This is a genomic window from Streptomyces sp. NPDC017991, assembly GCF_044328075.1.
Classification (GTDB): domain Bacteria; phylum Actinomycetota; class Actinomycetes; order Streptomycetales; family Streptomycetaceae; genus Streptomyces.
In genome coordinates, this window is the sequence record NZ_JBIRGP010000033.1 from 1 (window position 1) to 25,238 (window position 25,238).

The following is a 25,238-nucleotide window of genomic DNA, read 5'->3' on the forward strand; positions in this document are numbered from 1 at the left end:
CGATGGTACTGCAGGGGGGACCCTGTGGGAGAGTAGGACGCCGCCGAACAAATATTACAGGAAAGCCCCCGCACTTCGGTGCGGGGGCTTTTTTGTTTTGTGGGGCAGGATTACCCGGAACCCCTTGGCGCTGCGGGCAGATGCCTGAGGGTAAGGTCAGGGGGCAACGTTGGCTCGTTCCCACAGGAGGCTCCGGGTGGAGGTCCAGGAGACCCGCGTCCAGACAGACCGGGTCCTCACCATCCCGAACATCCTCAGCATGGCGCGCCTCGCGGGCGTACCGCTCTTCCTGTGGCTGATCCTCAGGCCGGAGTTCGGTGGGCCCAACAGCGACGGCTGGGCGCTTCTGGTGCTCATGCTGAGCGGTATCAGCGACTATCTGGACGGCAAGCTCGCCCGGCGCTGGAACCAGATCAGCGGCCTCGGCCGGCTGCTGGACCCCGCGGCCGACCGCCTCTACATCCTCTCGACCCTGCTCGGGCTCACCTGGCGCGAGATCCTGCCGCTGTGGCTGACCAGTGTGCTGCTGGCGCGCGAGCTCGTTCTGCTCGTCATGGTGGGCATCCTCAGGCGGCACGGCTATCCGCCGCCACAGGTGAACTTCCTCGGGAAGGCTGCGACGTTCAACTTGATGTACGCCTTCCCGTTGTTGCTGCTCAGTGACGGAAGTGGATGGCTTGCGTCACTCGCTGCGATTTTCGGATGGGCGTTCGCCGGATGGGGTACAACTCTGTATTGGTGGGCAGGGATCCTCTACGTGGTTCAGGTCCGCCGCCTTGTTCGTGCGGACAACCATGGCCGACTGAGCCCGCCCAATGGGCGGCCGTAGAGGTCTCCGATGGCCCGCAGCGAGAATGTGCGGGACAATCTGACGGGTGAAGTCGGCTAGACCGTCTCTTCAAGGAGGACGCTTCCGACATGAAGGCCGTCGTGATGGCCGGCGGCGAGGGCACACGCCTTCGCCCCATGACCTCAAGCATGCCCAAGCCGCTCCTGCCTGTGGCCAATCGCCCGATCATGGAGCATGTGCTACGGCTGCTCAAGCGGCATGGGCTCAACGAAACCGTCGTCACCGTCCAGTTCCTGGCCTCGCTGGTCAAGAACTACTTCGGTGACGGTGAAGAGCTTGGTATGGAGCTCACCTATGCCAACGAGGAGAAGCCACTCGGTACTGCCGGCAGTGTCAAGAACGCCGAAGAGGCACTGAAGGACGACACGTTCCTCGTGATCTCCGGCGATGCTCTGACCGACTTCGACCTCACCGACCTCATCAACTTCCACAAGGAAAAGGGTGGGCTGGTAACGGTCTGTTTGACCCGCGTTCCCAATCCTCTCGAATTCGGCATCACCATCGTCGACGACGAGGGAAAGGTCGAGCGCTTTCTTGAGAAGCCGACCTGGGGTCAGGTCTTCTCGGACACGGTGAACACCGGCATCTATGTCATGGAGCCCGAGGTCTTCGACTATGTCGAGGCCGATGTCTCCGTCGACTGGTCCGGCGATGTCTTCCCTCAGCTGATGAAGGAGGGCAAGCCGATCTACGGCTATGTCGCCGAGGGCTATTGGGAAGATGTCGGCACACACGAGAGCTACGTCAAGGCGCAGGCCGATGTCCTGGAGGGCAAGGTCGACGTCGAGCTGGACGGCTTCGAGATATCGCCCGGAGTCTGGGTCGCCGAGGGCGCCGAGGTCCACCCTGACGCCGTGCTGCGAGGGCCGCTCTACATCGGGGACTACGCCAAGGTCGAGGCCGACGTCGAGATCCGCGAGCACACCGTGGTGGGCTCCAACGTCGTCGTGAAGACCGGCGCGTTCCTGCACAAGGCCGTACTGCACGACAACGTGTACATCGGCCAGCACAGCAACCTGCGTGGCTGTGTCATCGGCAAGAACACCGACATCATGCGGGCGGCGCGTATCGAGGACGGCGCCGTCATCGGGGACGAGTGCCTCGTCGGCGAGGAATCGATCGTCCAGGGCAACGTGCGGGTGTACCCGTTCAAGACCGTCGAGGCCGGCGCCTTCGTCAATACCTCGGTCATCTGGGAGTCCCGCGGCCAGGCCCATCTCTTCGGAGCCCGTGGCGTGACCGGGATCCTCAACGTGGAGATCACGCCCGAGCTGGCCGTGCGGCTGGCCGGGGCGTACGCGACGACTCTCAAGAAGGGGTCCACCGTCACGACGGCCCGTGACCACTCCCGAGGTGCGCGCGCGCTCAAGAGGGCGGTCATCTCCGCTCTGCAGGCCAGCGCCATGGACGTACGGGACCTGGAGAACGTGCCGCTGCCGGTGGCGCGGCAGCAGACCGCGCGGGGCAGTGCCGGCGGAATCATGATCCGTACGACGCCCGGGGTGCCCGACTCGGTCGACATCATGTTCTTCGACGGGAACGGGGCGGACCTGTCCCAGGGAAGCCAGCGCAAGCTCGACCGGGTGTTCGCCCGGCAGGAGTACCGGCGTGCGTTCCCCGGTGAGATCGGGGATCTGCACTTCCCGGCCAGCGTCTTCGACTCGTACACCGGCTCCCTGCTCAGGAATGTCGATACGACCGGGATCGCCGACGCCGGACTCAAGGTGGTGGTGGACGCGTCGAACGGCAGTGCCGGACTGGTGCTGCCCAGCCTCCTGGGCAAGCTCGGGGTCGACGCGCTGACCATCAACCCGGGGCTCGACGAGTCGCGTCCCACCGAGACGGCGGACACCCGTCGGTCCGGGATGGTGCGGCTCGGTGAGATCGTGGCTTCCGCGCGGGCCGCGTTCGGCGTGCGGTTCGACCCGGTCGGCGAGCGTCTGTCGCTCGTCGACGAGAAGGGCCGGATCATCGAGGACGACCGGGCGCTGCTCGTCATGCTCGACCTGGTGGCGGCCGAACGGCGCAGCGGGCGCGTGGCGCTGCCGGTGACCACCACGAGGATCGCCGAGCAGGTGGCGGCGTACCACGGGACGCAGGTCGACTGGACGACGACGTCTCCGGACGATCTGACGCGCGTCGGGCGCGAGGAGTCGACGATCTTCGGCGGCGACGGGCGCGGCGGGTTCATCGTGCCCGAGTTCAGCAGCGTGTTCGACGGCACGGCTGCCTTCGTCCGGCTCCTCGGTCTGGTGGCACGGACGCAGCTCACGCTCAGTCAGATCGACGCGCGGATTCCGCGGGCTCATGTCCTCAAGCGCGATCTCGCGACTCCCTGGGCCGTCAAGGGTCTTGTGATGCGGCGCGTGGTCGAAGCGGCCGGTGACCGGTTCGTCGACACGACCGACGGGGTGCGTGTCGTGGAGACCGACGGACGCTGGGTGATGGTTCTGCCCGATCCGGCGGAGGCGGTCACTCACCTGTGGGCCGAAGGGCCCGACGACGCCTCGGCGCAGGCACTGCTCGACGAGTGGTCGACCGTGGTGGACAGCGCCGGTCGCTGAGCAGCACACGCGCGTGCCGGACAGTGCCCCGAATCGGGCCTGTCCGGCACGCCGGTGGGGCCGTTCGGAGCTACAGGTCGCGACGTGCGACGATGTGCGGCATGCCGCAGCAGCCCCCCGTTCGGAGCACCCCCACGCGCCCCCCGCGCCCGGACGCGTCCATGTCGCTGCTCACCAACGTCATGGACCACAGTCTCGACGAGGGGTACGCCGAGGCCGCTGCCCGGCGGAAGGCCGAAGGCGCGGGCGGGATGCCCAAGAAGCTGTCGGCGAAGCTCGGTCTCGCGGGCGGTCTGGTGCTCGCGGCGCTGCTGGTGACCGTGGGCGCGGCGCAGGCGCGGATAGCGGCTCCGGTCGTCGCCAAGGAGCGCGAGGAACTCATCGACCGCATCGACAGCGAGACGTCGGCGGCCGAGGACCTTGAGGACGCCATCGACGAGCTCCGCGACGATGTCGGGGCCCGGCAGCGGGAGGCGTTGAAGAAGCACGGCGGTGACCAGGGCGAACTGGTGGGCATCCTGTCCGGAGCCCTCGAAGTGCACGGTCCCGGTGTGAAACTCGTCGTGGACGACGCGAAGGAAGCCGACCACGCCGGTGACGGGGACGCGCGTGAGACCTCGGGTTTCTCCGACACCGGACGCGTACGTGACCGGGACATGCAGCGTGTCATCAACGGGCTGTGGGAGTCGGGCGCCGAGGCCGTCACCATCAACGGACAGCGGCTGACGGCCCTGTCCGCGATCAGGGCCGCGGGTGACGCGATACTGGTCGACAACAAGCCGCTGGTGCCCCCGTACACGGTGTTGGCCGTGGGGGACGGGGACCGGCTGCGCACCAAGTTCCAGAACAGCGGGGACGGGCAGTATCTGCAGGCCCTGCACAAGAACTTCGGGATCAGGACCAGTATCTCCGCCGAGGACGAGGTCCGGCTGCCCGCAGCGCCGAGTGTGATTGTACGAACAGCGCAACCGAGCACAGAGAAAGGCACATCGTGATCGCCGTACTGGGCCTCGTTGTGGGAGTCGTGGCTGGATTGTTGGTCCGGCCCGAGGTTCCGGCGATGGTCGAGCCCTATCTTCCGATCGCCGTCGTCGCGGCGCTCGACGCCGTGTTCGGAGGTCTGCGGGCGATGCTCGACGGCATCTTCGACGACAAGGTCTTCGTGGTGTCGTTCCTGTCCAACGTCGTGGTGGCGGCGCTGATCGTCTTCCTGGGCGACAAGTTGGGCGTGGGCGCCCAGCTGTCCACAGGTGTCGTGGTCGTCCTGGGCATCCGCATCTTCTCCAACGCCGCGGCGATCCGCCGGCACGTCTTCCGGGCGTGAGGCGGATGAGCAGCAACGACGAGACGCCGGGAACCCGCGAGAACCCGCTGCGCGAGGAACTGCCCGACGAGGTGTCGGCCAAGGCTCCGGAGAAGGCGTCGGAGCCCGGCGCCGAGCGTGCCGAGCAGGAACCGAGCAGGCCGGCCGGCCCCACCGGCCGTCAGCGGCTGGTGATGGGGCTGTGGCCGCCGCGGGTGTCCCGCGCGCAACTCATCGTCGCGCTGCTGCTGTTCGGCCTCGGATTCGGCCTCGCCGTCCAGGTCGCGTCCAACAGCGACAGCGACGGCGCCCTGCGCGGCGCACGCCAGGAGGACCTCGTACGCATCCTCGATGAACTCGACGACCGTACCCAGCGTCTGGAAGAGGAGAAGCAGGGGCTGGAGGATCAGCGCACCGAGCTGGAGAACAGCTCGGACCAGGCCGAGGAGGCCCGCAAGCAGACGGTCGAGAAGGAGAAACAACTCGGCATCCTCGCGGGCACCGTGGCGGCGCAGGGCCCCGGCATCACGCTGACGATCGATGACGGGAAGGGGGCGGTCGAGGCGGACATGCTGCTCGACGCGGTCCAGGAACTCCGTGCGGCGGGTGCGGAGGCGATCCAGGTCAACGGCGTACGAATCGTCGCAGGCACCTATCTGACGGATGTGAGCGGGGGAGTCGCCGTGGACGGGAACAAGATCAGCTCCCCGTATCGTTTCAAGGTCATCGGCAAACCCCAGGACCTCGAACCGGCGCTCAACATCCCTGGCGGAGTGGTGCAGACTTTGGAGAAGGAGCAGGCCACTGTCACGGTGGACCGCTCGGACAAGATCGTCGTGGACGCCTTGCGACCCGCCGAGCGGCCTGACTACGCTCAGTCGTCCTCCCAGTGAACCGGGGGCGCTTGGAGGTGGCTCTCCGAGGGCATGAGCTTGCGGGGGGTCGACGCACCGAATGGGTGGTGCGTGGTGGAAACTGTCTGGTGGATACGGACGTTGTGAGGGTGTCCGGCTCGACCGGTGTGTGCAATCAGGGTTCGTCCTGCCCCACGGGCGGGTCTGTTTCGGTCAAGGGGAATCGCCCGTGAAGTTGTTTGCGAAGTTGTTCGGCAAGAGCGCACGAGAGGGCAGCGACAACGCCACTGCCCGGCATCGCGCACCGCGCCCCTCGGAAGCCGAGGAGCAGGGAGACCGCCCGCTGTTCCGGGACCAGGTCGGTGGGCCGCCCGGTGACATTTCCGGTGGTCAGGGCGCGCCGTCTGTTGACCCTGCCCAGGCGGGGCGCATAGGTTTCGGGGATCCGTCAACCTCAGGTGCGGGTGGAGGTTTCGGCTCCGACCCGTACGCGTCCAATACCCCGGCGGGGCAGCCGCGGCAGGAGGATCCGTCCATGTCGGCCCTGGTGTGTACGAGGTGCGGTAACCGCAACGCGGAGGCGAGCCGCTTCTGCTCCAACTGTGGTGCGCCGTTGCGGGCCGGGGCGACCCCGGAGCGACCGTCGGAGACCACCTCGACGATCTCCATCTCCGGTCTTGAGGCGTACGACGCCGAGGCCACCGGTCAGACGCAGATGCCGATGCTGTCTCCGGAGGCGCAGGCCGCCGTCGACGCCCTTCCGCTCGGCTCGGCGCTCCTGGTGGTGCGGCGGGGGCCCAACTCGGGCAGCCGCTTCCTGCTGGACGGCGATCTGACAACCGCCGGCCGTCATCCGCAGAGCGACATCTTCCTGGACGACGTGACCGTGTCGCGGCGCCATGTCGAGTTCCGCCGTGAGCCCGACGGTTCGTTCACGGTGGCGGACGTCGGCAGCCTCAACGGCACGTACGTCAACCGGGAGCGCATCGACCGGGTACCCCTGTCGAACGGTGACGAGGTGCAGATCGGCAAGTACCGGCTGGTCTTCTACGCGAGCCAGCGGGGCATCTGACCCTCCCCCAGACTTTGTCCGGGGAGACCCCCAGGGAAGGTCCATGCTTCGAACACCGAGCGGCGGTGCCGGACACGGCGCCGCCGCCACGGACCACGGGCTGATGAGCATCGGCACGGTGCTGAACGTGCTGCGTGACGAATTTCCCGAGGTCACCGTCTCCAAGATTCGTTTCCTGGAGTCCGAGGGCCTCATCGAGCCGCAGCGCACCCCCTCGGGATACCGCAAGTTCAGCGAGGACGACGTCGAGCGCCTCGGACACGTCCTGAGGATGCAGCGGGACCACTATCTGCCCCTGAAGGTCATCCGTGAGCACCTGGACGCCATGGGACGCGGAGAGGCGGCCCCGCTGCCCTCCGTGGGGCGTCAGCGCGACGGAGAGCCACTGAGCGAGCCGGAGGAGCCCGTCGTCGCCCGCATCGGGCGGGCCGAGCTGCTGGCCGCCGCCGAGATCGGTGAGCAGGAGCTCGCGGAGTGGGAGTCGTACGGGCTCATCGCTCCGCTGCCGGACGGGGCGTACGACGCGGAGGCGGTGACCGTCGCCGGACTGGTCCTGGAGCTCGGGCGGTTCGGGATCGAGCCGCGGCATCTGCGCGCCGTGAAGGCCGCCGCCGACCGCGAGGCCGGTCTGGTGGACCAGGTCGTGGCACCCCTGCGGCTCCACCGCAACCCGCAGACCAGGGCACACGCCCAGGCGCGCACCAAGGAACTGGCGGGACTCGCGGTGAAGCTGCACGCCGCCCTGGTGCAGTCGGCCCTCGGGGTGCGGCTTCCCTGACCCGGCGACCCGCGCGGACGCCGGACACGGAACGTGGGATAGGGCACCCATTCCGTGCTCGACTACCCAAAGGTGCCGGGCACGGCCTAGGGTTGCTGTGTGAACGAGCTCGACGTCGTAGGTGTCCGGGTCGAAATGCCCTCCAACCAACCGATCGTGCTCCTGCGTGAAGTGGGAGGCGACCGTTACCTCCCCATCTGGATCGGGCCGGGGGAGGCGACGGCGATCGCCTTCGCGCAGCAGGGCATGGCCCCCGCGCGACCGCTGACCCACGACCTGTTCAAGGACGTGCTGGAGGCCGTCGGCCAGGAGCTGACCGAAGTGCGCATCACGGACCTGCGGGAGGGCGTCTTCTACGCGGAGCTGGTGTTCGCCAGCGGAGTGGAGGTCAGCGCGCGGCCGTCCGACGCCATAGCGCTGGCGCTGCGGACCGGGACGCCCATCTACGGCAGCGACGGTGTCCTGGACGACGCCGGCATCGCGATTCCGGACGAGCAGGAGGACGAGGTGGAGAAGTTCCGCGAGTTCCTCGACCAGATCTCGCCCGAGGACTTCGGGACCAACAGCCAGTGACGGTGCGAAAGACCGGTCGGTGACCCTCCGGGACCGTCGGGCGACGGGCCGTGCGACGGCCGCCACGAGAGCATTCGGCTAGCCTTTCCCCGCGGTGGGGCACGGGAAACCACTCCTAGGGTGATTATCACCCGGCGTGCCGAGTGTGGCGATCGTTGACGAGCCCCTGGTGACTGCCTAACGTCGAGAAGGCAGGTCAAGGACGGAGGTCGGCGTGAGAAGCAGCGGCGACGGTACGGCTGGGGGTGCTCCCGGACGCGGTCTGGGGGACAGCGGCCCGTACCCGCTTCACAGCAGCGCGGCCGATCACGTACAGCGGCCGACGGTGGTGCCGGGGGGCGCCGAGGTGGCGTCCGAGGAGATCGGTTATCGCGGGCCCACGGCCTGCGCGGCCGCGGGGATCACCTATCGGCAGTTGGACTACTGGGCCCGGACCGGGCTGGTCGAGCCGAGCGTGCGGCCCGCCCACGGGTCGGGGACGCAGCGGCTCTACAGCTTCCGGGACGTGGTCGTCCTGAAGATCGTCAAGCGGTTCCTCGACACGGGGGTCTCGCTGCAGAACATCCGCACCACGGTTCAGCACCTCAAGGAGCGGGGGGCCTGCGACCTGGAGCGGATGACGCTGATGAGCGACGGCGCGACGGTCTACGAGTGTTCCTCGCCCGCCGAGGTCCACGCCCTGCTGCAGGGCGGCCAGGGCATCTTCGGCATCGCTGTGGGCGTGGTGTGGCGGGACGTGGAGAGCGCGCTCTCACAGCTGCACGGAGAGCGTGTGGACACGGGTGAGACGCTCGTCGGGGTCAATCCGGCGGACGAGCTGGCCCGGCGCCGCAACCGGGCGGTCTGAGGCGGGCGTGCCGGCGGTCCCGCCGCGCTCGGCGGGCGATGGGCCGGGGCCATTGTCAGTGGCGTAGGGCAGCATCGGATCTGTGAGAACCACGCCCACCATCCTGCATCTCGACATGGATGCCTTCTTCGCCTCGGCCGAGCAGGCGTCCAAGCCGAGCCTGCGCGGGAAAGCGGTCATCGTGGGTGGCCTCGGTCCGCGTGGCGTGGTCTCCACCTGTTCGTACGAGGCGCGGGTCTTCGGGGTGCATTCGGCGATGCCCATGGCGCAGGCCCGCCGCCTGGCACCGAACGCCGCGTATCTCGTGCCGCGCTTCGGTCTCTACCGGCAGATCAGCGAGCAGGTGATGAGGCTGCTGCGGGAGCTGTCGCCGCTGGTGGAGCCGCTGAGCCTGGACGAGGCGTTCGTCGATCTGGAGGCCGGGGGGACGGCCTGGAACGAGGGATCGGCACTGCTCGCCGGGAAGAAGCTGCGCGACGACATCCGGGCCGTCACGGGGCTGACCGGCTCCGTGGGTCTTGCGGCCTGCAAGATGCTCGCGAAGATCGCCTCCGAGCAGGCCAAGCCGGACGGGCTCGTACTGATAGAGCCGGGCACCGAGCGGGCGCTGCTCGCGCCGATGCCGGTACGCATCCTGCCGGGCGTGGGGCCCGCCACGGGCGACCATCTGCGGCGGGGCGGGATCAGCACGGTCGGGGAGATCGCGGAGGCGGGTGAGGACGAACTCGTACGGCTCCTGGGGAAGGCCCACGGCCTCGCCCTGTACGCGATGGCGCTGGCCCGCGACGAGCGGCCCGTGGTGGCCGAGCGGGACACCAAGTCGGTGTCCGTCGAGGACACGTACGACGTGGACATCCATGACCGGGTGCGCGTACGGATGGAGGTGCAGCGGCTTGCGGACCGGTGCGTTCAGCGGCTGCGCGGTGCGCATCTTTCGGGGCGGACCATCGTGCTGAAGGTGCGGCGGTACGACTTCTCGACGCTGACGCGGTCCGAGACGTTGCGGGGGCCTACGGACGACCCGGCCGTGGTGCGGGAGGCTGCCGCGCGGTTGCTGGAGGCGGTGGACACCACGGGGGGTGTGCGGTTGCTGGGGGTCGGGGTGACCGGGCTTGCCGACTACACGCAGGAGGATCTGTTCGCGCAGGCGCAGGCGCAGGCGCAGGCGCAGGCTCAAGCCCAGGCCCAGGCCCAGGCTGGGGCGCAGGGCGCTGCCGCGGGGGGGTCGGCGGTGCTCGGGCCGGAGTCGGAACCGGAGCCTGGGGACGAGGTGGCTGCGGAACCCGAGCCGGAGCCGCCGGCTGAGCGGCAGTGGCGGGCGGGTCACGATGTTCGGCATGTCGAGTTCGGACACGGGTGGGTGCAGGGGAGTGGGCTGGGGAGGGTGACTGTGCGGTTCGAGACGCCGGATTCCGCGCCGGGGCGGGTGAAGACGTTTCGGGTCGATGACCCTGGGCTGGAGAGGGCGGAGCCGTTGCCGCTGGTTGCGCCTGTGCGGTTGCCTGCGGCGCTTGGGGAGGGGGAGGGGTGAGGGTGCGTTTGAGGGTGCGGGTTCGTTGTGGCTGGTCGCGCCGTTTCCCGCGCCCCTGAAGGTCCTGGAGGACTGGGTTGTCAGGTGGGGTTTTTTTTGGTGGCTGTGTGGCCGAAGTTTCGGTCTGGGAAGGGGGGTGGGGGGGATACGTCCAGGCCGTAGTGGTGGTAGAGCTGTAGTTCTTGTTCGGGGGAGAGGTGGCGGCCTACATCGAAGTCGGGGGCGTCCCTGATCAGGGAGCGCTCGAAGGGGACGTGCAGGGATTCGTCGACCACTTCGCTGGGCTCCAGGGGGACGAAGGCGTCCCGGCTGAACAGGCCGGTGCGTATGGCCGCCCACTCCGGTGCGCCGGTCGCGTCGTCGAGGTAGACCTCGTCGACGGTGCCGATCCTCGTGCCGGTGCGGTCGAACGCCTTGCGGCCTATCAGGTTGCGCGGATCGATGTCGGTCTGCACGGGCCCTCCAGCTGCTCGCAACTCATCCGTAAGCACTACGAAAGAGCACTTTGAGGTGGACGGCCACTTGAGGGAACCCCGCTGGTAGGCTGGGCGACGGCTGCTGACCCCGTGCGGGAGAGTCCTCCAGGCTTCAACGGAGGCGCCGAAGGAGCAAATCCTCCCCGGAATCTCTCAGGCACACGTACCGCATGGACGAGGTCACTCTGGAAAGCAGAGCGGTGTTCGAGTTTTCGACGGGCTCCGCTCTCACCGACGGTGAAAGCCGGTGCGCCCTCGCGGCGAGCCGGTGAAGCTCTCAGGTTGTGATGACAGAGGGGGAGGCCGTTCGGGCACCCGCACAGTGGTGCCCCTCGAAGGTCGTCAGACCAGGAGGCCTCCGCAATGACCGCCCAACGTATTCCGCTCTCCGAGCTCGAACAGGGAATCCCCTTCGAGCAGCGTCACATCGGGCCCGACTCCGAGGCCCGCGCCAAGATGCTCGCGCAGGTGGGGTACGGCTCGCTCGACGAGCTGACGGCCGCCGCGGTGCCGGATGTGATCAAGAACGCCGACGCGCTCGAACTGCCGGGCGCGCGCACCGAGGCCGAGGTACAGGCCGAGCTGCGTTCCCTCGCGGATCGCAATCAGGTGCTGGACTCGATGATCGGGCTCGGTTATTACGGGACGTTCACGCCGCCCGTCATCTTGCGCAACGTCATGGAGAGCCCGGCCTGGTACACGGCTTACACGCCGTACCAGCCGGAGATCTCGCAGGGGCGGCTTGAGGCTCTGCTGAACTTCCAGACCGTGGTGGCCGAGCTGACCGGACTGCCGACCTCCGGGGCCTCGCTGCTCGACGAGGGTACGGCGGCCGCCGAGGCCATGGCGCTGTCGCGGCGCATGGGGAAGAACAAGAAGGGTCTCTTCCTCATCGACGCGGACACCATGCCGCAGACGATCGCGGTGATAGAGACCCGCGCCGAGCCCACCGGCGTCGAGGTCGTCGTCGCCGACCTGAGCGACGGCATCCCCGCAGGGCTCGCGGAGCGTGAGATCAACGGCGTACTCCTGCAGTACCCCGGCGCCTCCGGCGCCGTGCGGGACCTGGGGCCCGTCGTCGAGCAGGCGCACGAGCTGGGCGCGGTCGTCACCGTCGCCGCCGACCTGCTCGCCCTGACGCTGCTCACCCCGCCCGGTGAGCTGGGCGCCGACATCGCCGTCGGTACGACACAGCGCTTCGGTGTGCCGATGGGCTTCGGTGGACCGCACGCCGGATACATGGCCGTACGAGAGAAGTTCGCGCGCAGCCTGCCCGGGCGGCTCGTCGGCGTCTCGGTCGACGCGGACGGCAACAAGGCGTACCGCCTGGCCCTGCAGACGCGTGAGCAGCACATCCGCCGTGAGAAGGCGACCAGCAACATCTGTACGGCCCAGGTGCTGCTCGCGGTGATGGCGGGGATGTACGCCGTCTACCACGGTCCCGAGGGTCTGAAGGGCATCGCTCGGCGTACTCACCGGTACGCCACGATCCTTGCCGCCGGTCTGCGGGCGGGCGGGGTCGAGGTCGTCCACGAGGCGTACTTCGACACCCTCACCGTGCGGGTGCCGGGCCGGGCCGCCGAGGTGCTGGCCGCCGCCCGCCAGGGCGGGGTCAACCTTCACCTGGTGGACGCGGACCATCTGTCCCTGTCCTGCGACGAGACGACCACACGGGCCCAACTGAGTGTCGTCTGGTCGGCGTTCGGCGTCGACGGCGATGTGGCCGCACTGGACGGGACGGCCGAGGACACGCTGCCGGCCCCGCTGCTGCGCACCGACGAGTACCTCACGCACCCGGTCTTCCACCAGTACCGCTCGGAGACCGCGATGCTGCGCTACCTGCGCCGCCTCGCCGACCGCGACTACGCGCTCGACCGGGGCATGATCCCGCTCGGTTCGTGCACCATGAAGCTCAACGCGACCACCGAGATGGAGCCGGTCACCTGGCCCGAGTTCGGTCAGCTGCACCCCTTCGCGCCCGCCGAGCAGGCGCAGGGCTATCTCACGCTCATCCGTGAGCTGGAGGAGCGGCTCGCCGAGGTGACGGGCTACGACAAGGTGTCGCTCCAGCCCAACGCCGGTTCGCAGGGCGAGCTGGCCGGTCTGCTGGCCGTCCGCGGCTACCACCGGGCCAACGGTGACGAGCAGCGCACGGTCTGCCTCATCCCGTCGTCCGCGCACGGCACGAACGCCGCGAGTGCGGTGATGGCCGGGATGAAGGTCGTCGTCGTGAAGACCGCAGGGGACGGCGAGATCGACGTCGAGGACCTGCGGGCCAAGATCGAGCAGCACCGTGACGAGCTGTCCGTGCTGATGATCACGTACCCCTCGACCCATGGGGTGTTCGAGGAGCACGTCGCCGACATCTGCGCGCAGGTGCACGAGGCGGGCGGGCAGGTCTACGTGGACGGCGCCAACCTCAACGCGCTGGTGGGGCTCGCCAAGCCGGGGCACTTCGGCGGCGACGTCTCGCACCTCAACCTGCACAAGACCTTCTGCATCCCGCACGGCGGCGGCGGGCCGGGCGTCGGCCCCGTCGGCGTGCGCGCGCACCTGGCGCCGCATCTGCCGAACCACCCGCTGCAGCCCGCCGCGGGGCCGGAGACGGGCGTGGGCCCGGTCTCCGCCGCTCCCTGGGGCTCCGCGGGCATCCTGCCCATTTCGTGGGCGTACGTCAGGCTCATGGGCGGGGAAGGGCTCAAGCGGGCCACGCAGGTCGCCGTGCTCAGCGCCAACTACGTGGCCAAGCGCCTGGAGCCGCACTTCCCGGTCCTCTACACCGGTCCCGGCGGGCTCGTGGCGCACGAGTGCATCATCGACCTGCGGCCGCTCACGAAGGCGACCGGTGTGAGCGTCGACGACGTCGCCAAGCGGCTCATCGACTACGGGTTCCACGCGCCGACGATGTCGTTCCCGGTGGCCGGCACGCTGATGATCGAGCCCACCGAGAGCGAGGACCTGGCCGAACTCGACCGGTTCTGCGACGCGATGATCGCCGTTCGCGCGGAGATCGAGAAGGTCGGCTCGGGGGAGTGGGCGGCGGACGACAACCCGCTGCGCAACGCCCCGCACACGGCGGGCGCGCTCGGCGACACGTGGGAGCACGGGTACAGCCGCGAGGAGGCCGTGTTCCCGGCCGGGGTCTCGGCCGCCGACAAGTACTGGCCGCCGGTGCGGCGGATCGACCAGGCGTACGGCGACCGGAACCTGGTCTGCTCCTGCCCGCCGCTGGACGCCTACGAGGAGTAGTCGCGCCCGGACATGCGTCGGGGCCGGTTCCGGGAGTGCTTCCCGGGGCCGGCCCCTCTTGGTGTGCGTCTTGTTCCGCGTTCTGTTCCGACCTTGTGCGTCTTGTTGCGGGCCTGCTTCCGGACGGTCTGCCTCGCCGCCCGTTCCCGTCGCCCGTGCTGCGCCGTGCCGTTCAGGCGGCGGTCATCACATCAAGGGCCAGAGGCCGGTGCGGCGCGATGATCCGGCCGTCCGGCAAGAGCTCACCGGTGTCCTCGAAGAGCAGGACGCCGTTGCACAGCAGGCTCCAACCCTGTTCCGGGTGGTGCGCCACGAGGAGCGCTGCCTCCCGGTCGGCGGAGTCGGCTGTCGGGCACGGTCGCTGGTGCTGGCACATTGATGGGATCTTTCGCTTCGGTGTGAGGTCGGTGCTCGATGTGTTGTCTGTTACGCGGCTCGAACTGGTGTCCATTGCCGCCCCCCGTTTGTCAGATGGTCCGGAACCCAGTGTTGCCCTATGGGCGTCAATCCGCAGGGATTTGACGCCAGCGCTCCTCACAGGTTGATGACGCATCACCCGTGCGGACGGTTCATCCCAACTGGGGTGTCCCTTCGGGTGGTTCGCAATGGTCGGATGGGGCTAGTCCGGACGGGCCGGGAGTGCGCTGCGTTTCGCACGTGTCACTCCGAGCGACACCCTCCCCAAGTTCTTCCCTCTGCCCTCTTCATCGGTGGGCGCACAGAGATGTGCCCCGCGGCCGGGGTGGTGGCCGCGGGGCAGTGGAACCAAGGTGGGCTCAGGCGGGTGAGCCGAGCAGGGGAGTGGCCGCGGGTGCCAGCCGGTGCGTCAGGACGGGCAGCAGTTCGGCCACGCGGTGCGGCCGGTGGGCGGCGATACCGGGTGGGGCGGGTGCCAGCGGCACCAGCAGGTCGGTGGCGGCGAGGTGACCCTCCGTGCCGTCGGCTGCGAGGTCGCCGTGCAGCCAGAGTGTGAGCATGTAGAGCCCGGGTACCGAGAGCAGACGTGGCTGGTACGCCCCCTGCATCGTCTCCGCCTGGCGCAGGGCGCGTTCGGTCGCGGTGACGTACGGGCCCTCGAAGAAGTGGGAGAAGGCCCAGCCGTCCGGGGTCAGCCTGGTTTCCGCGCCCGCCACCGCGCGTTCGTGGCACCGGATGAGGAAGCGCCATCCGGCGAGCCGGGTGGCCGAGGTACCCGCGGGGGTGATGCGGTCGAGTACGTGGACGGGCAGCGGCAGTTCGGCGGTGAGGGGTCCCTGGGTGTCGCGGAGGGACGGGGTACGGGCTTCACGGACCGCGGTCGGGGAACCGAGGGCCGTGAGGACGGTGCGCAATGCCGGCGCGGGAGCCGGAGGGACGTGCAGCGGCATGGTGGGTCGCCTCTCATTCGACAGGCATGGTGGCGCGGGGGCGGGGGCGGACGGCGCTGTCAGCTCTCGGGGTCAAAGGGGCGGGGGCATAGGGCCTGTCGCCGAAGTGATGCCTGCCGCGCGGTGTCCGGCACGCGTGCTCGCCGAGAGGCCGGAAGGCTCCGGTAGCCTCGCTCCGCTACAGGATCCTTCCGGCGACTTTGCGATCGCACGCACAGGACGCCGCACGGGCCGCCCTTCGGGTTAACGCCGTCACCTCGACGACAGGCCCTGCGACCACGAGCGCCAACTCTCTGCCTCGTTCGCGGAGTTTATACGACACGTGTTCAGGCCGTGTTTCAGCTACCTGTTCCGCGCATTAAGTGCAAGAGGCAATTAGGTCGCCGATACGTGTGTTTGATCCTGGTTCTCGGCGGGTACCCGTCGATGACCTCGGAATACTCTTCCGAAGTGGACGGCCGGTTCTCGTCGGCGTTTTTCACGACAGGGTCGACCGTCTAGGAAAACGCGGTGCCTCATGCCTAGTGAATGTGCCCGACGAGAGCCGAGTTTCAGAGTAGTGCCCGGGGGGCAGGTCCGGGGCGTTATCGATCACATTGCCTGGGCATCATCCCCCGTGACCCGGAACACCGGTGGCCGGTTCTTCGGGCGGCCCGGTCGAGGAGGGAAGGGAAGCTTCGATGGGGGAGAAGGTCGTGGCGGGGACGATCGGTCTGTCCGACCGCCGACGGTACCGAGAAAAGCTTCAGCAGTGCCTGGAGGGGCTGGCGCGGTTGCTGGCGGAGGAGCGGTTCGACCGTCCCAAGAATCTCATGGGCCTGGAGGTCGAGCTGAATCTCGCCGGTGCCGACGGCATGCCGAGAATGATGAATGCGCAAGTACTCGAACGCATCGCGAGCCGCGATTTCCAAACAGAACTCGCCATGTTCAATCTGGAAGTCAACATTGCTCCCCACCGGCTCGAAGGCCGGGTATTCGACCGGCTCGCCGAGGAACTGCGCACCTCTCTCGCGTACGCCCACCGGAAGGCGAACGAGGTCGATGCCGGAATCGTGATGATCGGTATTCTGCCGACCCTCGCCCGTGACGACCTGGTCTCCGCGAACCTTTCGGACGTGGACCGCTACACGCTACTCAACGACCAGATCGTCGCGGCCCGCGGTGAGGACTTCACCCTGGACATCGAGGGCGTGGAACGTCTCAAGTGCACCTCGGCGTCCATCGCGCCCGAAGCGGCCTGCACTTCTGTGCAGTTGCATCTGCAGGTCACACCGGACCGGTTCGCCGACGTGTGGAACGCCGCGCAGATCGCCGCCGCGGCGCAGATCGTCGTGGGCGCCAACTCACCGTTCCTCTTCGGCCGCGAGCTGTGGCGCGAGTCCCGGCCGCCGCTGTTCCAGCAGTCCACGGACACCCGCCCGCCCGAGCTCCAGGCACAGGGGGTGCGACCGCGCACCTGGTTCGGCGAACGGTGGATCTCCTCGGCGTACGACCTCTTCGAGGAGAACCTGCGCTTCTTCCCTCCCCTGTTGCCGCTGCGGGACGAAGAGGATCCGATGCGCGTCCTCGACGAGGGCGGCATCCCGAGCCTCGCCGAACTCGTGCTCCACAACGGCACCGTCTACCGCTGGAACCGCCCGGTGTACGGCATCGACGACGGCGTCCCGCATCTGCGGGTCGAGAACCGTGTGCTGCCCGCGGGCCCCACGGTGATCGACGTCGTCGCCAACACGGTCTTCTACTACGGGCTCGTGCGCGCCCTCGCGGCGGAGGCGCGGCCGGTCTGGACGCGGCTGCCCTTCGAGGCCGCGGCAGCCAACTTCGAACAGGCCTGCCGGTACGGCATCGACGCGCAGTTGGAGTGGCCGCGGCGCGGCAGGTACGGCGGTGTCACGCGCGTGCCCGGGGTGCAGCTGGTGCGCGACGAACTGCTGCCGCTCGCGGCGGCGGGGCTGGACGCGTGGGGCATCGAGCCGGCCGACCGCGACCTCTACCTCGGGGTGATCGAGGAGCGGTGCAAGCGAGGGGTCAACGGCGCTTCCTGGCAGTCCCGTACGTTCCACCGGGCTCTGGAGAGCAACATGGGGCGGGATGCGGCGCTGGCCGCCACGACGAAGCGGTACAGCGAGCTGATGCACCTCGGTGAGCCGGTGCACACCTGGCCGGTCGGGCTGCCGGAGCCGGCGGTTCCACTGGGGTGAGGCCCCTCGGCGTGAGGGCGGGTCAGCGGACGAGGGCGGGTCAGCCCGTGTTGCCCGCCTTCACCACGGCCTTCAGGATCACCGCGTGGATCTGGGACGGGTCGGTGACCAGGTGTCCCGAGCCGCCGGTCGCCTCCGCGATCTCGTTCAGCTCCTTCTTGTCGGCCTCCGGGCCCACGGCGATCGCGATCAGGGGCACCGGGCGCTCCGGGTCGGCGATCTTGCGGAGTTCGGCGACCAGACCGGCGCGCGAGATGCTCCCGGCATCCTGGTTCACCCCGTCGGTCAGCAGCACCAACGCGTTGAACTTGCCCTTCGTGTAGGAGGCCACGGCCTCCTTGTACGCGGCCAGCGTGGTGTCGTACAGGCCGGTCGCGCCGTCCTTGACCGGCTTGAGGTCGCTGAAGGCCGCCGACAGCCGCTCGCGCTGGCTGCTGCCGCCCACCTGGTCGCCGAGCCGGTCGGTCGGTACGAGGACGCGGTAGTCGCGTTTGCCGTCGATCCTCCTGGAGAACTTCCACAGCCCGATCTCGTCCTCCGGGGTGAACGTGGCGAGGGCCTGGAGCAGCGCCGCCCTGGTCACGTCCATCCGGGACTCGCTGGTGCCCGGCACCGGGTCCGACATGGACGAGGAAGCGTCGACGACCGTGGTGAGACGGGCACTCTGCACCGTGATGGTCCACATGCCGAGGGCTTCCTCGATCTCCTTGTCCGTGGCCGGCTTCTCGGGCACCTCCCGGTACGGCTGCGGGGCACGGCCGCCGGCTTCGGCCACCAGCGCGGCCGGGGTCTCGTCCTCGTCCGTACGGAAGCCGTGTTTTTCCAGGATCCTGCGCCCGTCGGGCTCGCCGAGAAGCGTCATGAACCGCAGCGCGGCCCGGCTCTCGTCCGTGGTCAGGTTGGGCTCGTCGACCAGCGCGAACGGATGGTCGAGCCGGGGTGCGCCGTCCTTGGGATAGAAGAGGTCGAGATCGTCGCCGCTGTCCGCGGACTCGTTGTACGCGAACGCGGCCTGCTCGGAGAGGATCAGCGCCTGGTTGCGCTTCGGGTTGCCCTGCTCGGTGCCGGAGAGGTCGCGCGGCAGGGTGTCCAGGACCTGGCCGTCGCTGTCGGAGGTGCGCTGCGAGAGGGCCTTGGCGGTGGCCGCCGCCAAGGTGCCGCCGTCCTTCGACTTGCCGGCCGTCTGCGCCAGTTGGGTCAGCGCGAGCAGGCCCGTGGCGCTCCGCGAGGGGTCGCCCGCGCCGAGCTTGAGGCGGTCGCTCGTCATGGTGACCCCGGCCAGCTCGGTCCAGGAGTACGTCTTCCTGGGCCAGCCGAGGGATTTCGCGGCCGACGGGACCATGGCGACACCGATGGGTGAGGAGGCGACATTGCCCGCCGGTGTCACCGAGAGCGACTGGTTGTCCGCGACGACCCTGTCCACCCACACGCCCGAGTCCGGCACCCACGCCTCGAAGTCGCCCGCGCTCTTCCGCTTGGACCGGAGGGCGTCGGCGAACTCGTAGGTGTCCTGGGCGGTCACACGGACGTCGAGGCAGCTGCCGTCGGACGTCACGTCGTTGTCCCGGGCGTAGTCGGCCGCGTCCTTGAGCGCGGGCGCGATGCCGGGAGCCGCGGCGATCCTCAGCCGTACGGTGCTGTCCCAGCAGGACGAGCCGAAGGAGAGCAGGCCGCCGTCGATCGCGGCGACGGTCCCGCCGGCGAGGATCGTCACCATGGCGGTCGCGAGCGCCACATTGCGGTGCCGCGGCCGTGACCGGGGGCCGGTGCCGCCTCTGCGCAACCCGTCGGGCAAGCTGTGACGTCCCATGGCGGTGGTGCCCCTCCCTGATCGAGCCCGGAGCCGTTGAAACGGTGAAATGGCCGAATGGTATGGCACAAGGAAAGTGCACCCCACATGGCGTCCGTCCCTTGACGGCCTGTCACGCCCGATCTTCGCAACTTCTTTCGAGACCCTAGCGGGGCGAGGACGGGGATGAGGCGGGATTACGCAACTGGAGGCATGAGTGCAGGTGGGGCAGGAGCCGGTGGCTGATTCTTTTGCCGAGGGACAGCCCGGACGGCGGATTCTCCGCGACGAGACGCTGCTCGTACTGGGAGTCTCGCTCGGGGCCAGCGGGGTCTCGGCGCTGATCAGCTTTGTGGGCTCGGTCACCAGGCCGGGAGGCCTGAAGGACCAGGCGGCCACGCTCAACGCCTCGGCCGCCCCGGGCCGTCCCTGGCTCGATCTGGCCTGGCAGCTGTTCGGGATCGCGTCCGCGCTGGTGCCGGTCGCCCTCGTCGCGCACTTCCTGATCCGTGAGGGCAAGGGGCTGCGCACGCTCGGGTTCGACCGCACGCGCCCGTGGTTCGACCTCGCCCGCGGAGCGGGGGTCGCCGCCGTCATCGGCAGCACGGGCATCGCCTTCTATCTGGCGGCGCGCGGACTCGGGTTCAACCTCACTGTGGTGCCGGAGGCGCTGCCCGAGGTGTGGTGGAAGTACCCGGTGCTGATCCTCTCCGCGCTGCAGAACTCGATCCTGGAAGAGGTCATCGTCGTCGGGTACCTGCTGCGCAGACTCGGCCAGCTGGGCTGGACCCCGGTCACCGCCCTGGTGGCCAGCTCGGTGCTGCGCGGCTCGTACCACCTCTACCAGGGCATCGGCGGGTTCATCGGCAACATGGTGATGGGGGTGGTCTTCGTCTACCTCTACCGCCGATGGGGGCGGATCGGGCCGCTGGTGGTCGCCCACTCGCTCCTCGACATCGGGGCGTTCGTGGGATACGCGCTGCTGGCGGGCAAGGTCGGGTGGCTGCCCACCGGGTGAGCGGCGAGTGTGCCCACACGGGGCACGTGGCTCATGCGGGGCACGCGGCCCATGTGGGGCACGCGGAGGGGCGTACGGGTGAGTCGTACGCCCCTCCGTCCGTTCCGGGGGCGATTCGCGCTGCTCACACGAGCAGGTCGCCCTCGATCACGGTGACCGCGCGGCCCGAGAGCAGGGTGCGCTCCCCCCGGAGTTCCGTACGGACGCGCCCGGAGCGGGCCGAGGCCTGGAGGCCGGTGAGTTCGGTCCGGCCCAGGCGCTCGGACCAGAACGGGGCGAGGGCCGTGTGGGCACTGCCGGTGACCGGATCCTCGTCGATGCCGATGTTCGGGAAGAAGCAGCGGGACACGAAGTCGTAGCCTCGGGAGGGATCTTCGGCACGGGCCGTGGCGATGATGCCGCGCTCGGAGTAGCGCCCCAGGGCCACGGTGTCCGGGTTCAGGCCCAGGACCGTCTTCTCGTCGGCGAGTTCGACGAGCAGGTCGCCGATGTTCGGGCCGGTGTCCTGGGTGGTGAGCGGCTCGGCGCCCAGGGCCTCGGCCACGCCCGCCGGGGTCTCGACCGCGGTGAGCGGGGCGGTCGGGAAGTCCAGTGTGATGGAGCCGTCGTCCCCCGGGGTGGCGATGAGCACGCCGCTCCTCGTCGCGAACCGTACGGGCCCTTGTACGGCTCCTGTGGTGGCCAGCACATGAGCGGTGGCGAGTGTCGCGTGGCCGCACATCGCGACCTCGGCGGCCGGGGTGAACCAGCGAAGCGCCCAGTCGGCCTCGCCTCCCTCCGGGAGGGGGTGGGCGAACGCCGTCTCGGCGTGGTTGACCTCCAGGGCCACGTTCTGCAGCCAGGCGTCGTCCGGGAAGGACGCCGAGGTGTCGAGGAGGAGGACCCCGGCCGGGTTGCCGGCGAAGGGGCGGTCGGTGAAGGCGTCGACGATACGAATCCGCATGCGCCAGACGGTAGGCGCTGCTCACGGGCGCGGGCCAAGGCCAATTCGGAGTCGGCGGCTCTCTTCTGCGGTCGTCCTGTCGGCCTGGTGTCGCTCCGGTCTTGCCGGGCGAGCTATTCCGATATATCGTTGACGCATCGCGACAGATCAACGATGGAATGGAGTGATTGCGATGCGTTCCCATGGAGAGGAATACGGACCGGGCTTCGGCCCCGGTCATGGACATGGCCGTGGACGCGGCCGGGGTGGCCCCGGCGGTCCTGGCGGTCCCGGTGAGGGCGGCTTCGAAGGCCGACGCGGGGCTTTCGGTCCCTTCGGGCCCGGCTTCGGTGGTCCCGGCTTCGGTCCGGGCCCCTGGGGCGGGCGCGGAGGCCGGGGCGGCCCGCGCGGCAGGGCGCGGCGCGGTGATGTGCGCGCGTCGATCCTGGCCCTGCTCAAGGACCGGCCCATGCACGGCTACGAGATGATCCAGGAGATCGCCGAGCGCAGCGGCGGGGCGTGGAAGCCCAGCCCCGGCTCGGTGTACCCCACCCTGCAGCTGCTGGAGGACGAAGGTCTGATCAGCAGTGCGACCGAGGGCGGCAAGAAGCTGTTCTCGCTGACCGAGGAGGGTCGCGCCGCGGCTGACGAGGGCCCGGAAGCACCCTGGGAGGACGCGGGGCGCGGGGTCGACTGGGAGGCGCTGAGCGACATCCGGCAGGCCGGCTTCGGTCTGATGGAGGCGTTCGGGCAGGTCTGGAAGACCGGCAGCAAGGAGCAGCGCGAGAAGGCGCTGGCGGTCATCAACGAATCACGCAAGAAGCTGTATCTGATCCTCGCCGACGAGGACTGATGGCGCGCCCGGCCGAACGGGCCGTGGCAAGGGGGGTACCTCGGTTTCGAGGTACCCCCCGTGTGGCTGGGGGACCGAGTGGGGGCTGCGTGCGTGTGGAAATGTGTGTGGGGGTGGCGGGGGGTCCTTCAGGAGACGAGCCCGCTCAGTTTGCGCAGGGACTCGTTGAGGGCCGCGGTCGCCGAGTCCTTGAGCTTGCCCGCCATCAGTGAGACGGCGGCGCCCGTGAACTCGCCGTCTATACGGACCGTGGTGGCTCCCCCCTCCGGGATCAGGGTGTAGCGCGTGGCGACCGTCACGGACATGGGCCCCTTGCCGCGGATCGCGAGCGTGCGGGCCGTCTCCAGTTCCTCGATGGTCCAGGTGACCTCGGCGGGAAAGCCCATGAGCCTCATGTTCTCCTCGAAGGTGCCGCCGACTTCGAGGGTCTCGGGGCCGCCCTTGGGGAAACTGGTGTGGGTGGAGTTCCACTCGCCGTACGAGGAGAAGTCCATGAGCTGCGCCCAGACCTTCTCGGCGGGCGCCTCGATCCGTGCTTCCGCGCTGACTTCGGCCATGCGGCCACCCCCCTGGTCTCGGGCGCTGCGCCGGGCGCAGCTGGCTACGGTGTCGCGGAACGTAGCCGTAGAGACGTGAACATTCAATACTGATGAACCGTCAGGTACTGGAGGAGTTCAGGGACTGGAGGGGCAGGTACTGGAAGAGTTCAGGGACTGCGGAGACATGGTTCCGCGCTCCTGCGGCTCTGTTGCCCCGTGCCGGCGGCAGGGACGGGGGCGGGGGCTCGGCTCAGCCCGTCCGCCATATCACCGCCGCGTCGAACAGGTCCCACGCGCGCGGGAAGGGCCCTTCGTCGTGGCAGTGCCACGCCTCCCAGAACAGGTCGGCGAGCAGCGCGTCCTCTGGCGCGTAGACCCGGTACACGTACTGTCTGCCGTCCACCGACGGCAGGGCCACCAGCCAGCACCTGCTCTCCATGCCGGTGTGGACGAGCGCCGGAGCGACACGGTTGCGCCAGGGGCGCGTAGCGAGGCGGCGCGCGCTGCCGCTGGGAAAACAGCGTGATGTCATCCGTAAGGAGGAGGAGCCGGACACCGGTGCCCACCCTGTGTCGGACGCGGAAATGCTTCCTTACGAGGATGACCGGATGCCGGCGGGCTGATGAGGTGGGAGACGTGCAACACCGTATTCCCCACAGTCCCCACCAGCAGGCCGCCGAGCGCGGCCCGGTGGGCCCCGACGTCGAGGCCCACCTCAGTGCCGAGCTGGCGGCGATGGTCGCGAGTGCGCGCAGAAGGGCGTTGCGGGACGGTGACCGGCAGATCGACACGGCTCACCTGCTGCATACGCTCCTGGAGTCGGACCCCGAGGTGCGCGAGGCCTTCGAGAGCGGCCCGCAGGTCGCCCGGCTGCTCGGCTACCTCGTCCAGCGCAGCATCGGCTACGGCCTCCGCTGGCAGAGTTCCGTCGAGGACTCCGGTGCCGTACCGACGGTGACCGGTGACGGGTGGTCGCCGGTGGCGGCCGGCGTCATGGCGGACGCGTACGAACGAGCCGTGCGGCGGGGTGAACCGTTCGCGGACGGCGTCGACCTGCTCGCCGCGCTCGTCGCCGAACCCGAGTCACGGGCCGTGGAAGTGCTGGGACGCGCGGGGGTCGATGTGCGGGAGCTGCTGGCGCGCCTCGACGGCGTGGCGTAGCGGGGCCGGGCGGGGTCTACGGCGTGGCGTAACGGGTCCGGGGTCCGGAGGCCTGAGTCCGAGCCGCTCGTGATCTTGGCGCGTCCGGGCGCGTGTCCATTCGTTGAGACAGGTGTCAACGGGGGTGACGCTCATGTCGTCGCCTGTCATCATGTGCCGGTGCATACGTCGGAGATCAGTCGGGGACACCGTGGCAGAGGCGTCGGCCTGGGGCTCGCGCTCGGGTCGGCGGTCGCCTTCGGGGGCTCCGGCGTCGCCGCCAAACCGTTGATCGAGGCAGGCCTGGACCCCTTGCACGTGGTGTGGCTGCGTGTCGCGGGTGCCGCGCTGGTCATGCTGCCGCTGGCCGTACGCCACCGGAACCTGGTGCGTGAGCGCCCCGCGCTGCTCGCGGGGTTCGGACTGCTGGCCGTCGCCGGTGTCCAGGCCTGCTACTTCGCCTCCATCTCCCGGATACCCGTCGGCGTCGCGCTGCTCGTCGAGTACCTCGCGCCCGCGCTGGTCCTCGGGTGGGTGCGGTTCGTGCAGCGCAGGCCCGTCACCCGTGCCGCGGCCCTCGGAGTCGTCCTGGCCGTCGGCGGTCTCGCCTGTGTCGTCGAAGTGTGGGCGGGGCTGAGCTTCGACGTCCTGGGGCTGCTGCTGGCGCTCGGCGCCGCGTGCTGCCAGGTCGGCTACTTCATCCTGTCCGACCAGGGCGGCGACGCGGGGGAGGAGGCGCCGGCCCCGCTCGGCGTGATCGCGTACGGGCTGCTCGTCGGCGCGCTCGTCCTGACGCTGGTGGCGCGGCCGTGGGGCATGGACTGGGCGGTCCTCGGGGGCGGTGCGGACATGGACGGGACGACCGTGGCCGCCTCGCTGCTCCTGGGGTGGATCGTGTTGATCGCGACGGTCCTCGCCTACGTGACCGGCGTCCTCGCGGTGCGCAGGCTCTCGCCCCAGGTGGCCGGAGTCGTGGCGTGCCTGGAGGCGGTCATCGCGACCGTGCTTGCCTGGGTCCTGCTCGGGGAGCATCTGTCGGCGCCCCAGATCATCGGCGGAGTGGTGGTGCTGTGCGGTGCCTTCATCGCGCAGACGTCCGCGCCCGCGAAGGGGTCGCAGGCCCCGGTGGCACACGGCGTGCGCGGCGCGGACGGCCCCTCGGACGGCCCATCGGAGGGCGTAGAGAGGGAGCGGCTGTCCGAGCGGGGTAGCGCCGGCTAGGGCCTGTCTGGCAATTCCCGTCGTCGCCCGGAGGGCGGCCTCGCGGCGTCAGGCGCGTGCTCTCGGCGTGCCGGGCGCAGGGCCTCGTACT

Annotated in this window: 23 protein-coding genes and 1 riboswitch; of the genes, 16 read left to right on the forward strand and 7 right to left on the reverse strand. The window is 69.3% G+C overall.

Features of this window, described 5'->3' with window-relative positions; genetic code table 11:
• Positions 1 to 196: 196 nt before the first annotated feature.
• The 10 genes from ACH4DZ_RS44235 to ACH4DZ_RS44280 all read left to right on the forward strand — a co-directional run bounded on the left by ACH4DZ_RS44235 (position 197) and on the right by ACH4DZ_RS44280 (position 10,372).
• Positions 197 to 829 carry a CDP-alcohol phosphatidyltransferase family protein gene (locus tag ACH4DZ_RS44235; protein ID WP_107018623.1) on the forward strand — a complete coding sequence of 211 codons (633 nt, stop codon included), beginning with the start codon at positions 197 to 199 and terminating at the stop codon, positions 827 to 829.
• Between the two features lie 89 nt (positions 830 to 918).
• Complete coding sequence (locus tag ACH4DZ_RS44240; RefSeq protein ID WP_398295408.1) at positions 919 to 3,414, forward strand: sugar phosphate nucleotidyltransferase; 2,496 nt, start codon at positions 919 to 921, stop codon at positions 3,412 to 3,414.
• Positions 3,415 to 3,506: 92 nt separating this feature from the next.
• On the forward strand, positions 3,507 to 4,409 hold the full coding sequence (locus tag ACH4DZ_RS44245) for a DUF881 domain-containing protein (RefSeq protein ID WP_398295410.1): 903 nt from the start codon (positions 3,507 to 3,509) through the stop codon (positions 4,407 to 4,409).
• On the forward strand, positions 4,406 to 4,738 hold the full coding sequence (locus ACH4DZ_RS44250; protein WP_046587749.1) for a small basic family protein: 333 nt from the start codon (positions 4,406 to 4,408) through the stop codon (positions 4,736 to 4,738). Before ACH4DZ_RS44245 ends, ACH4DZ_RS44250 begins: the two co-directional genes overlap by 4 nt.
• 5 nt (positions 4,739 to 4,743) lie before the next feature.
• Complete coding sequence (locus ACH4DZ_RS44255; RefSeq protein WP_398295412.1) at positions 4,744 to 5,610, forward strand: DUF881 domain-containing protein; 867 nt, start codon at positions 4,744 to 4,746, stop codon at positions 5,608 to 5,610.
• 61 nt (positions 5,611 to 5,671) lie between these two features.
• A complete protein-coding gene (locus tag ACH4DZ_RS44260; protein WP_398295414.1) occupies positions 5,672 to 6,643 on the forward strand; it encodes an FHA domain-containing protein in 972 nt (323 codons plus the stop codon).
• A 43-nt stretch (positions 6,644 to 6,686) separates the two neighbouring features.
• Positions 6,687 to 7,421 carry a MerR family transcriptional regulator gene (locus ACH4DZ_RS44265; protein ID WP_398295416.1) on the forward strand — a complete coding sequence of 245 codons (735 nt, stop codon included), beginning with the start codon at positions 6,687 to 6,689 and terminating at the stop codon, positions 7,419 to 7,421.
• A 99-nt stretch (positions 7,422 to 7,520) separates the two neighbouring features.
• A complete protein-coding gene (locus tag ACH4DZ_RS44270; RefSeq protein WP_006123076.1) occupies positions 7,521 to 7,994 on the forward strand; it encodes a bifunctional nuclease family protein in 474 nt (157 codons plus the stop codon).
• A 214-nt stretch (positions 7,995 to 8,208) separates the two neighbouring features.
• A complete protein-coding gene (locus tag ACH4DZ_RS44275; RefSeq protein WP_398295419.1) occupies positions 8,209 to 8,841 on the forward strand; it encodes a MerR family transcriptional regulator in 633 nt (210 codons plus the stop codon).
• 82 nt (positions 8,842 to 8,923) lie between these two features.
• Positions 8,924 to 10,372, forward strand: coding sequence for a DNA polymerase IV (locus ACH4DZ_RS44280; protein WP_398295421.1), 1,449 nt, complete (start codon positions 8,924 to 8,926; stop codon positions 10,370 to 10,372).
• Between the two features lie 80 nt (positions 10,373 to 10,452).
• On the opposite strand, the gene ACH4DZ_RS44285 is transcribed toward ACH4DZ_RS44280, so the two are convergent.
• Positions 10,453 to 10,827 carry a PRC-barrel domain-containing protein gene (locus ACH4DZ_RS44285; RefSeq protein ID WP_398295423.1) on the reverse strand — a complete coding sequence of 125 codons (375 nt, stop codon included), beginning with the start codon at positions 10,825 to 10,827 and terminating at the stop codon, positions 10,453 to 10,455.
• A 104-nt stretch (positions 10,828 to 10,931) separates the two neighbouring features.
• Positions 10,932 to 11,027: riboswitch (glycine riboswitch) on the forward strand.
• Between the two features lie 184 nt (positions 11,028 to 11,211).
• On the opposite strand from ACH4DZ_RS44285, the gene gcvP reads away from it, so the two are divergent.
• Positions 11,212 to 14,097 (forward strand): aminomethyl-transferring glycine dehydrogenase, encoded by a 2,886-nt coding sequence (gene gcvP, locus ACH4DZ_RS44290; RefSeq protein WP_398295426.1) that lies wholly within the window; start codon positions 11,212 to 11,214, stop codon positions 14,095 to 14,097.
• Between the two features lie 172 nt (positions 14,098 to 14,269).
• Here the strand turns inward: gcvP and ACH4DZ_RS44295 are convergent, their stop codons facing one another.
• Together ACH4DZ_RS44295 and ACH4DZ_RS44300 are read right to left on the reverse strand one after the other, a co-directional pair.
• A complete protein-coding gene (locus tag ACH4DZ_RS44295) occupies positions 14,270 to 14,473 on the reverse strand; it encodes a DUF5999 family protein (RefSeq protein ID WP_107018633.1) in 204 nt (67 codons plus the stop codon).
• A 400-nt stretch (positions 14,474 to 14,873) separates the two neighbouring features.
• A complete protein-coding gene (locus ACH4DZ_RS44300) occupies positions 14,874 to 15,464 on the reverse strand; it encodes a hypothetical protein (protein WP_398295428.1) in 591 nt (196 codons plus the stop codon).
• A gap of 680 nt (positions 15,465 to 16,144) precedes the next feature.
• Between ACH4DZ_RS44300 and ACH4DZ_RS44305 the strand changes: the two genes are divergently transcribed.
• Positions 16,145 to 17,665: a glutamate--cysteine ligase gene (locus tag ACH4DZ_RS44305; RefSeq protein WP_398295430.1), complete on the forward strand. Its 1,521-nt coding sequence runs from the start codon at positions 16,145 to 16,147 to the stop codon at positions 17,663 to 17,665.
• A gap of 40 nt (positions 17,666 to 17,705) precedes the next feature.
• Here the strand turns inward: ACH4DZ_RS44305 and ACH4DZ_RS44310 are convergent, their stop codons facing one another.
• A complete protein-coding gene (locus ACH4DZ_RS44310; protein ID WP_398295431.1) occupies positions 17,706 to 19,475 on the reverse strand; it encodes a substrate-binding domain-containing protein in 1,770 nt (589 codons plus the stop codon).
• 196 nt (positions 19,476 to 19,671) lie between these two features.
• On the opposite strand from ACH4DZ_RS44310, the gene ACH4DZ_RS44315 reads away from it, so the two are divergent.
• The gene (locus ACH4DZ_RS44315) at positions 19,672 to 20,472 is read left to right on the forward strand and encodes a CPBP family intramembrane glutamic endopeptidase (RefSeq protein WP_398295433.1); all 801 of its coding nucleotides are present in this window, start codon (positions 19,672 to 19,674) and stop codon (positions 20,470 to 20,472) included.
• A 124-nt stretch (positions 20,473 to 20,596) separates the two neighbouring features.
• Here the strand turns inward: ACH4DZ_RS44315 and ACH4DZ_RS44320 are convergent, their stop codons facing one another.
• Positions 20,597 to 21,415, reverse strand: coding sequence for a PhzF family phenazine biosynthesis protein (locus ACH4DZ_RS44320; RefSeq protein WP_398295435.1), 819 nt, complete (start codon positions 21,413 to 21,415; stop codon positions 20,597 to 20,599).
• A gap of 172 nt (positions 21,416 to 21,587) precedes the next feature.
• On the opposite strand from ACH4DZ_RS44320, the gene ACH4DZ_RS44325 reads away from it, so the two are divergent.
• Complete coding sequence (locus ACH4DZ_RS44325; RefSeq protein ID WP_398295437.1) at positions 21,588 to 22,247, forward strand: PadR family transcriptional regulator; 660 nt, start codon at positions 21,588 to 21,590, stop codon at positions 22,245 to 22,247.
• Positions 22,248 to 22,375: 128 nt separating this feature from the next.
• On the opposite strand, the gene ACH4DZ_RS44330 is transcribed toward ACH4DZ_RS44325, so the two are convergent.
• Positions 22,376 to 22,804, reverse strand: a complete 429-nt coding sequence (locus ACH4DZ_RS44330; RefSeq protein WP_398295439.1) for an SRPBCC family protein — start codon at positions 22,802 to 22,804, stop codon at positions 22,376 to 22,378.
• Positions 22,805 to 23,036: 232 nt separating this feature from the next.
• Complete coding sequence (locus ACH4DZ_RS44335; protein ID WP_398295445.1) at positions 23,037 to 23,225, reverse strand: hypothetical protein; 189 nt, start codon at positions 23,223 to 23,225, stop codon at positions 23,037 to 23,039.
• A gap of 197 nt (positions 23,226 to 23,422) precedes the next feature.
• Here ACH4DZ_RS44335 and ACH4DZ_RS44340 point away from each other — a divergent pair, with 197 nt between their 5' ends.
• Positions 23,423 to 23,947, forward strand: coding sequence for a Clp protease N-terminal domain-containing protein (locus ACH4DZ_RS44340; RefSeq protein WP_398295441.1), 525 nt, complete (start codon positions 23,423 to 23,425; stop codon positions 23,945 to 23,947).
• 153 nt (positions 23,948 to 24,100) lie between these two features.
• Positions 24,101 to 25,147, forward strand: a complete 1,047-nt coding sequence (locus ACH4DZ_RS44345) for an EamA family transporter (protein ID WP_398295443.1) — start codon at positions 24,101 to 24,103, stop codon at positions 25,145 to 25,147.
• Positions 25,148 to 25,238: the final 91 nt, after the last annotated feature.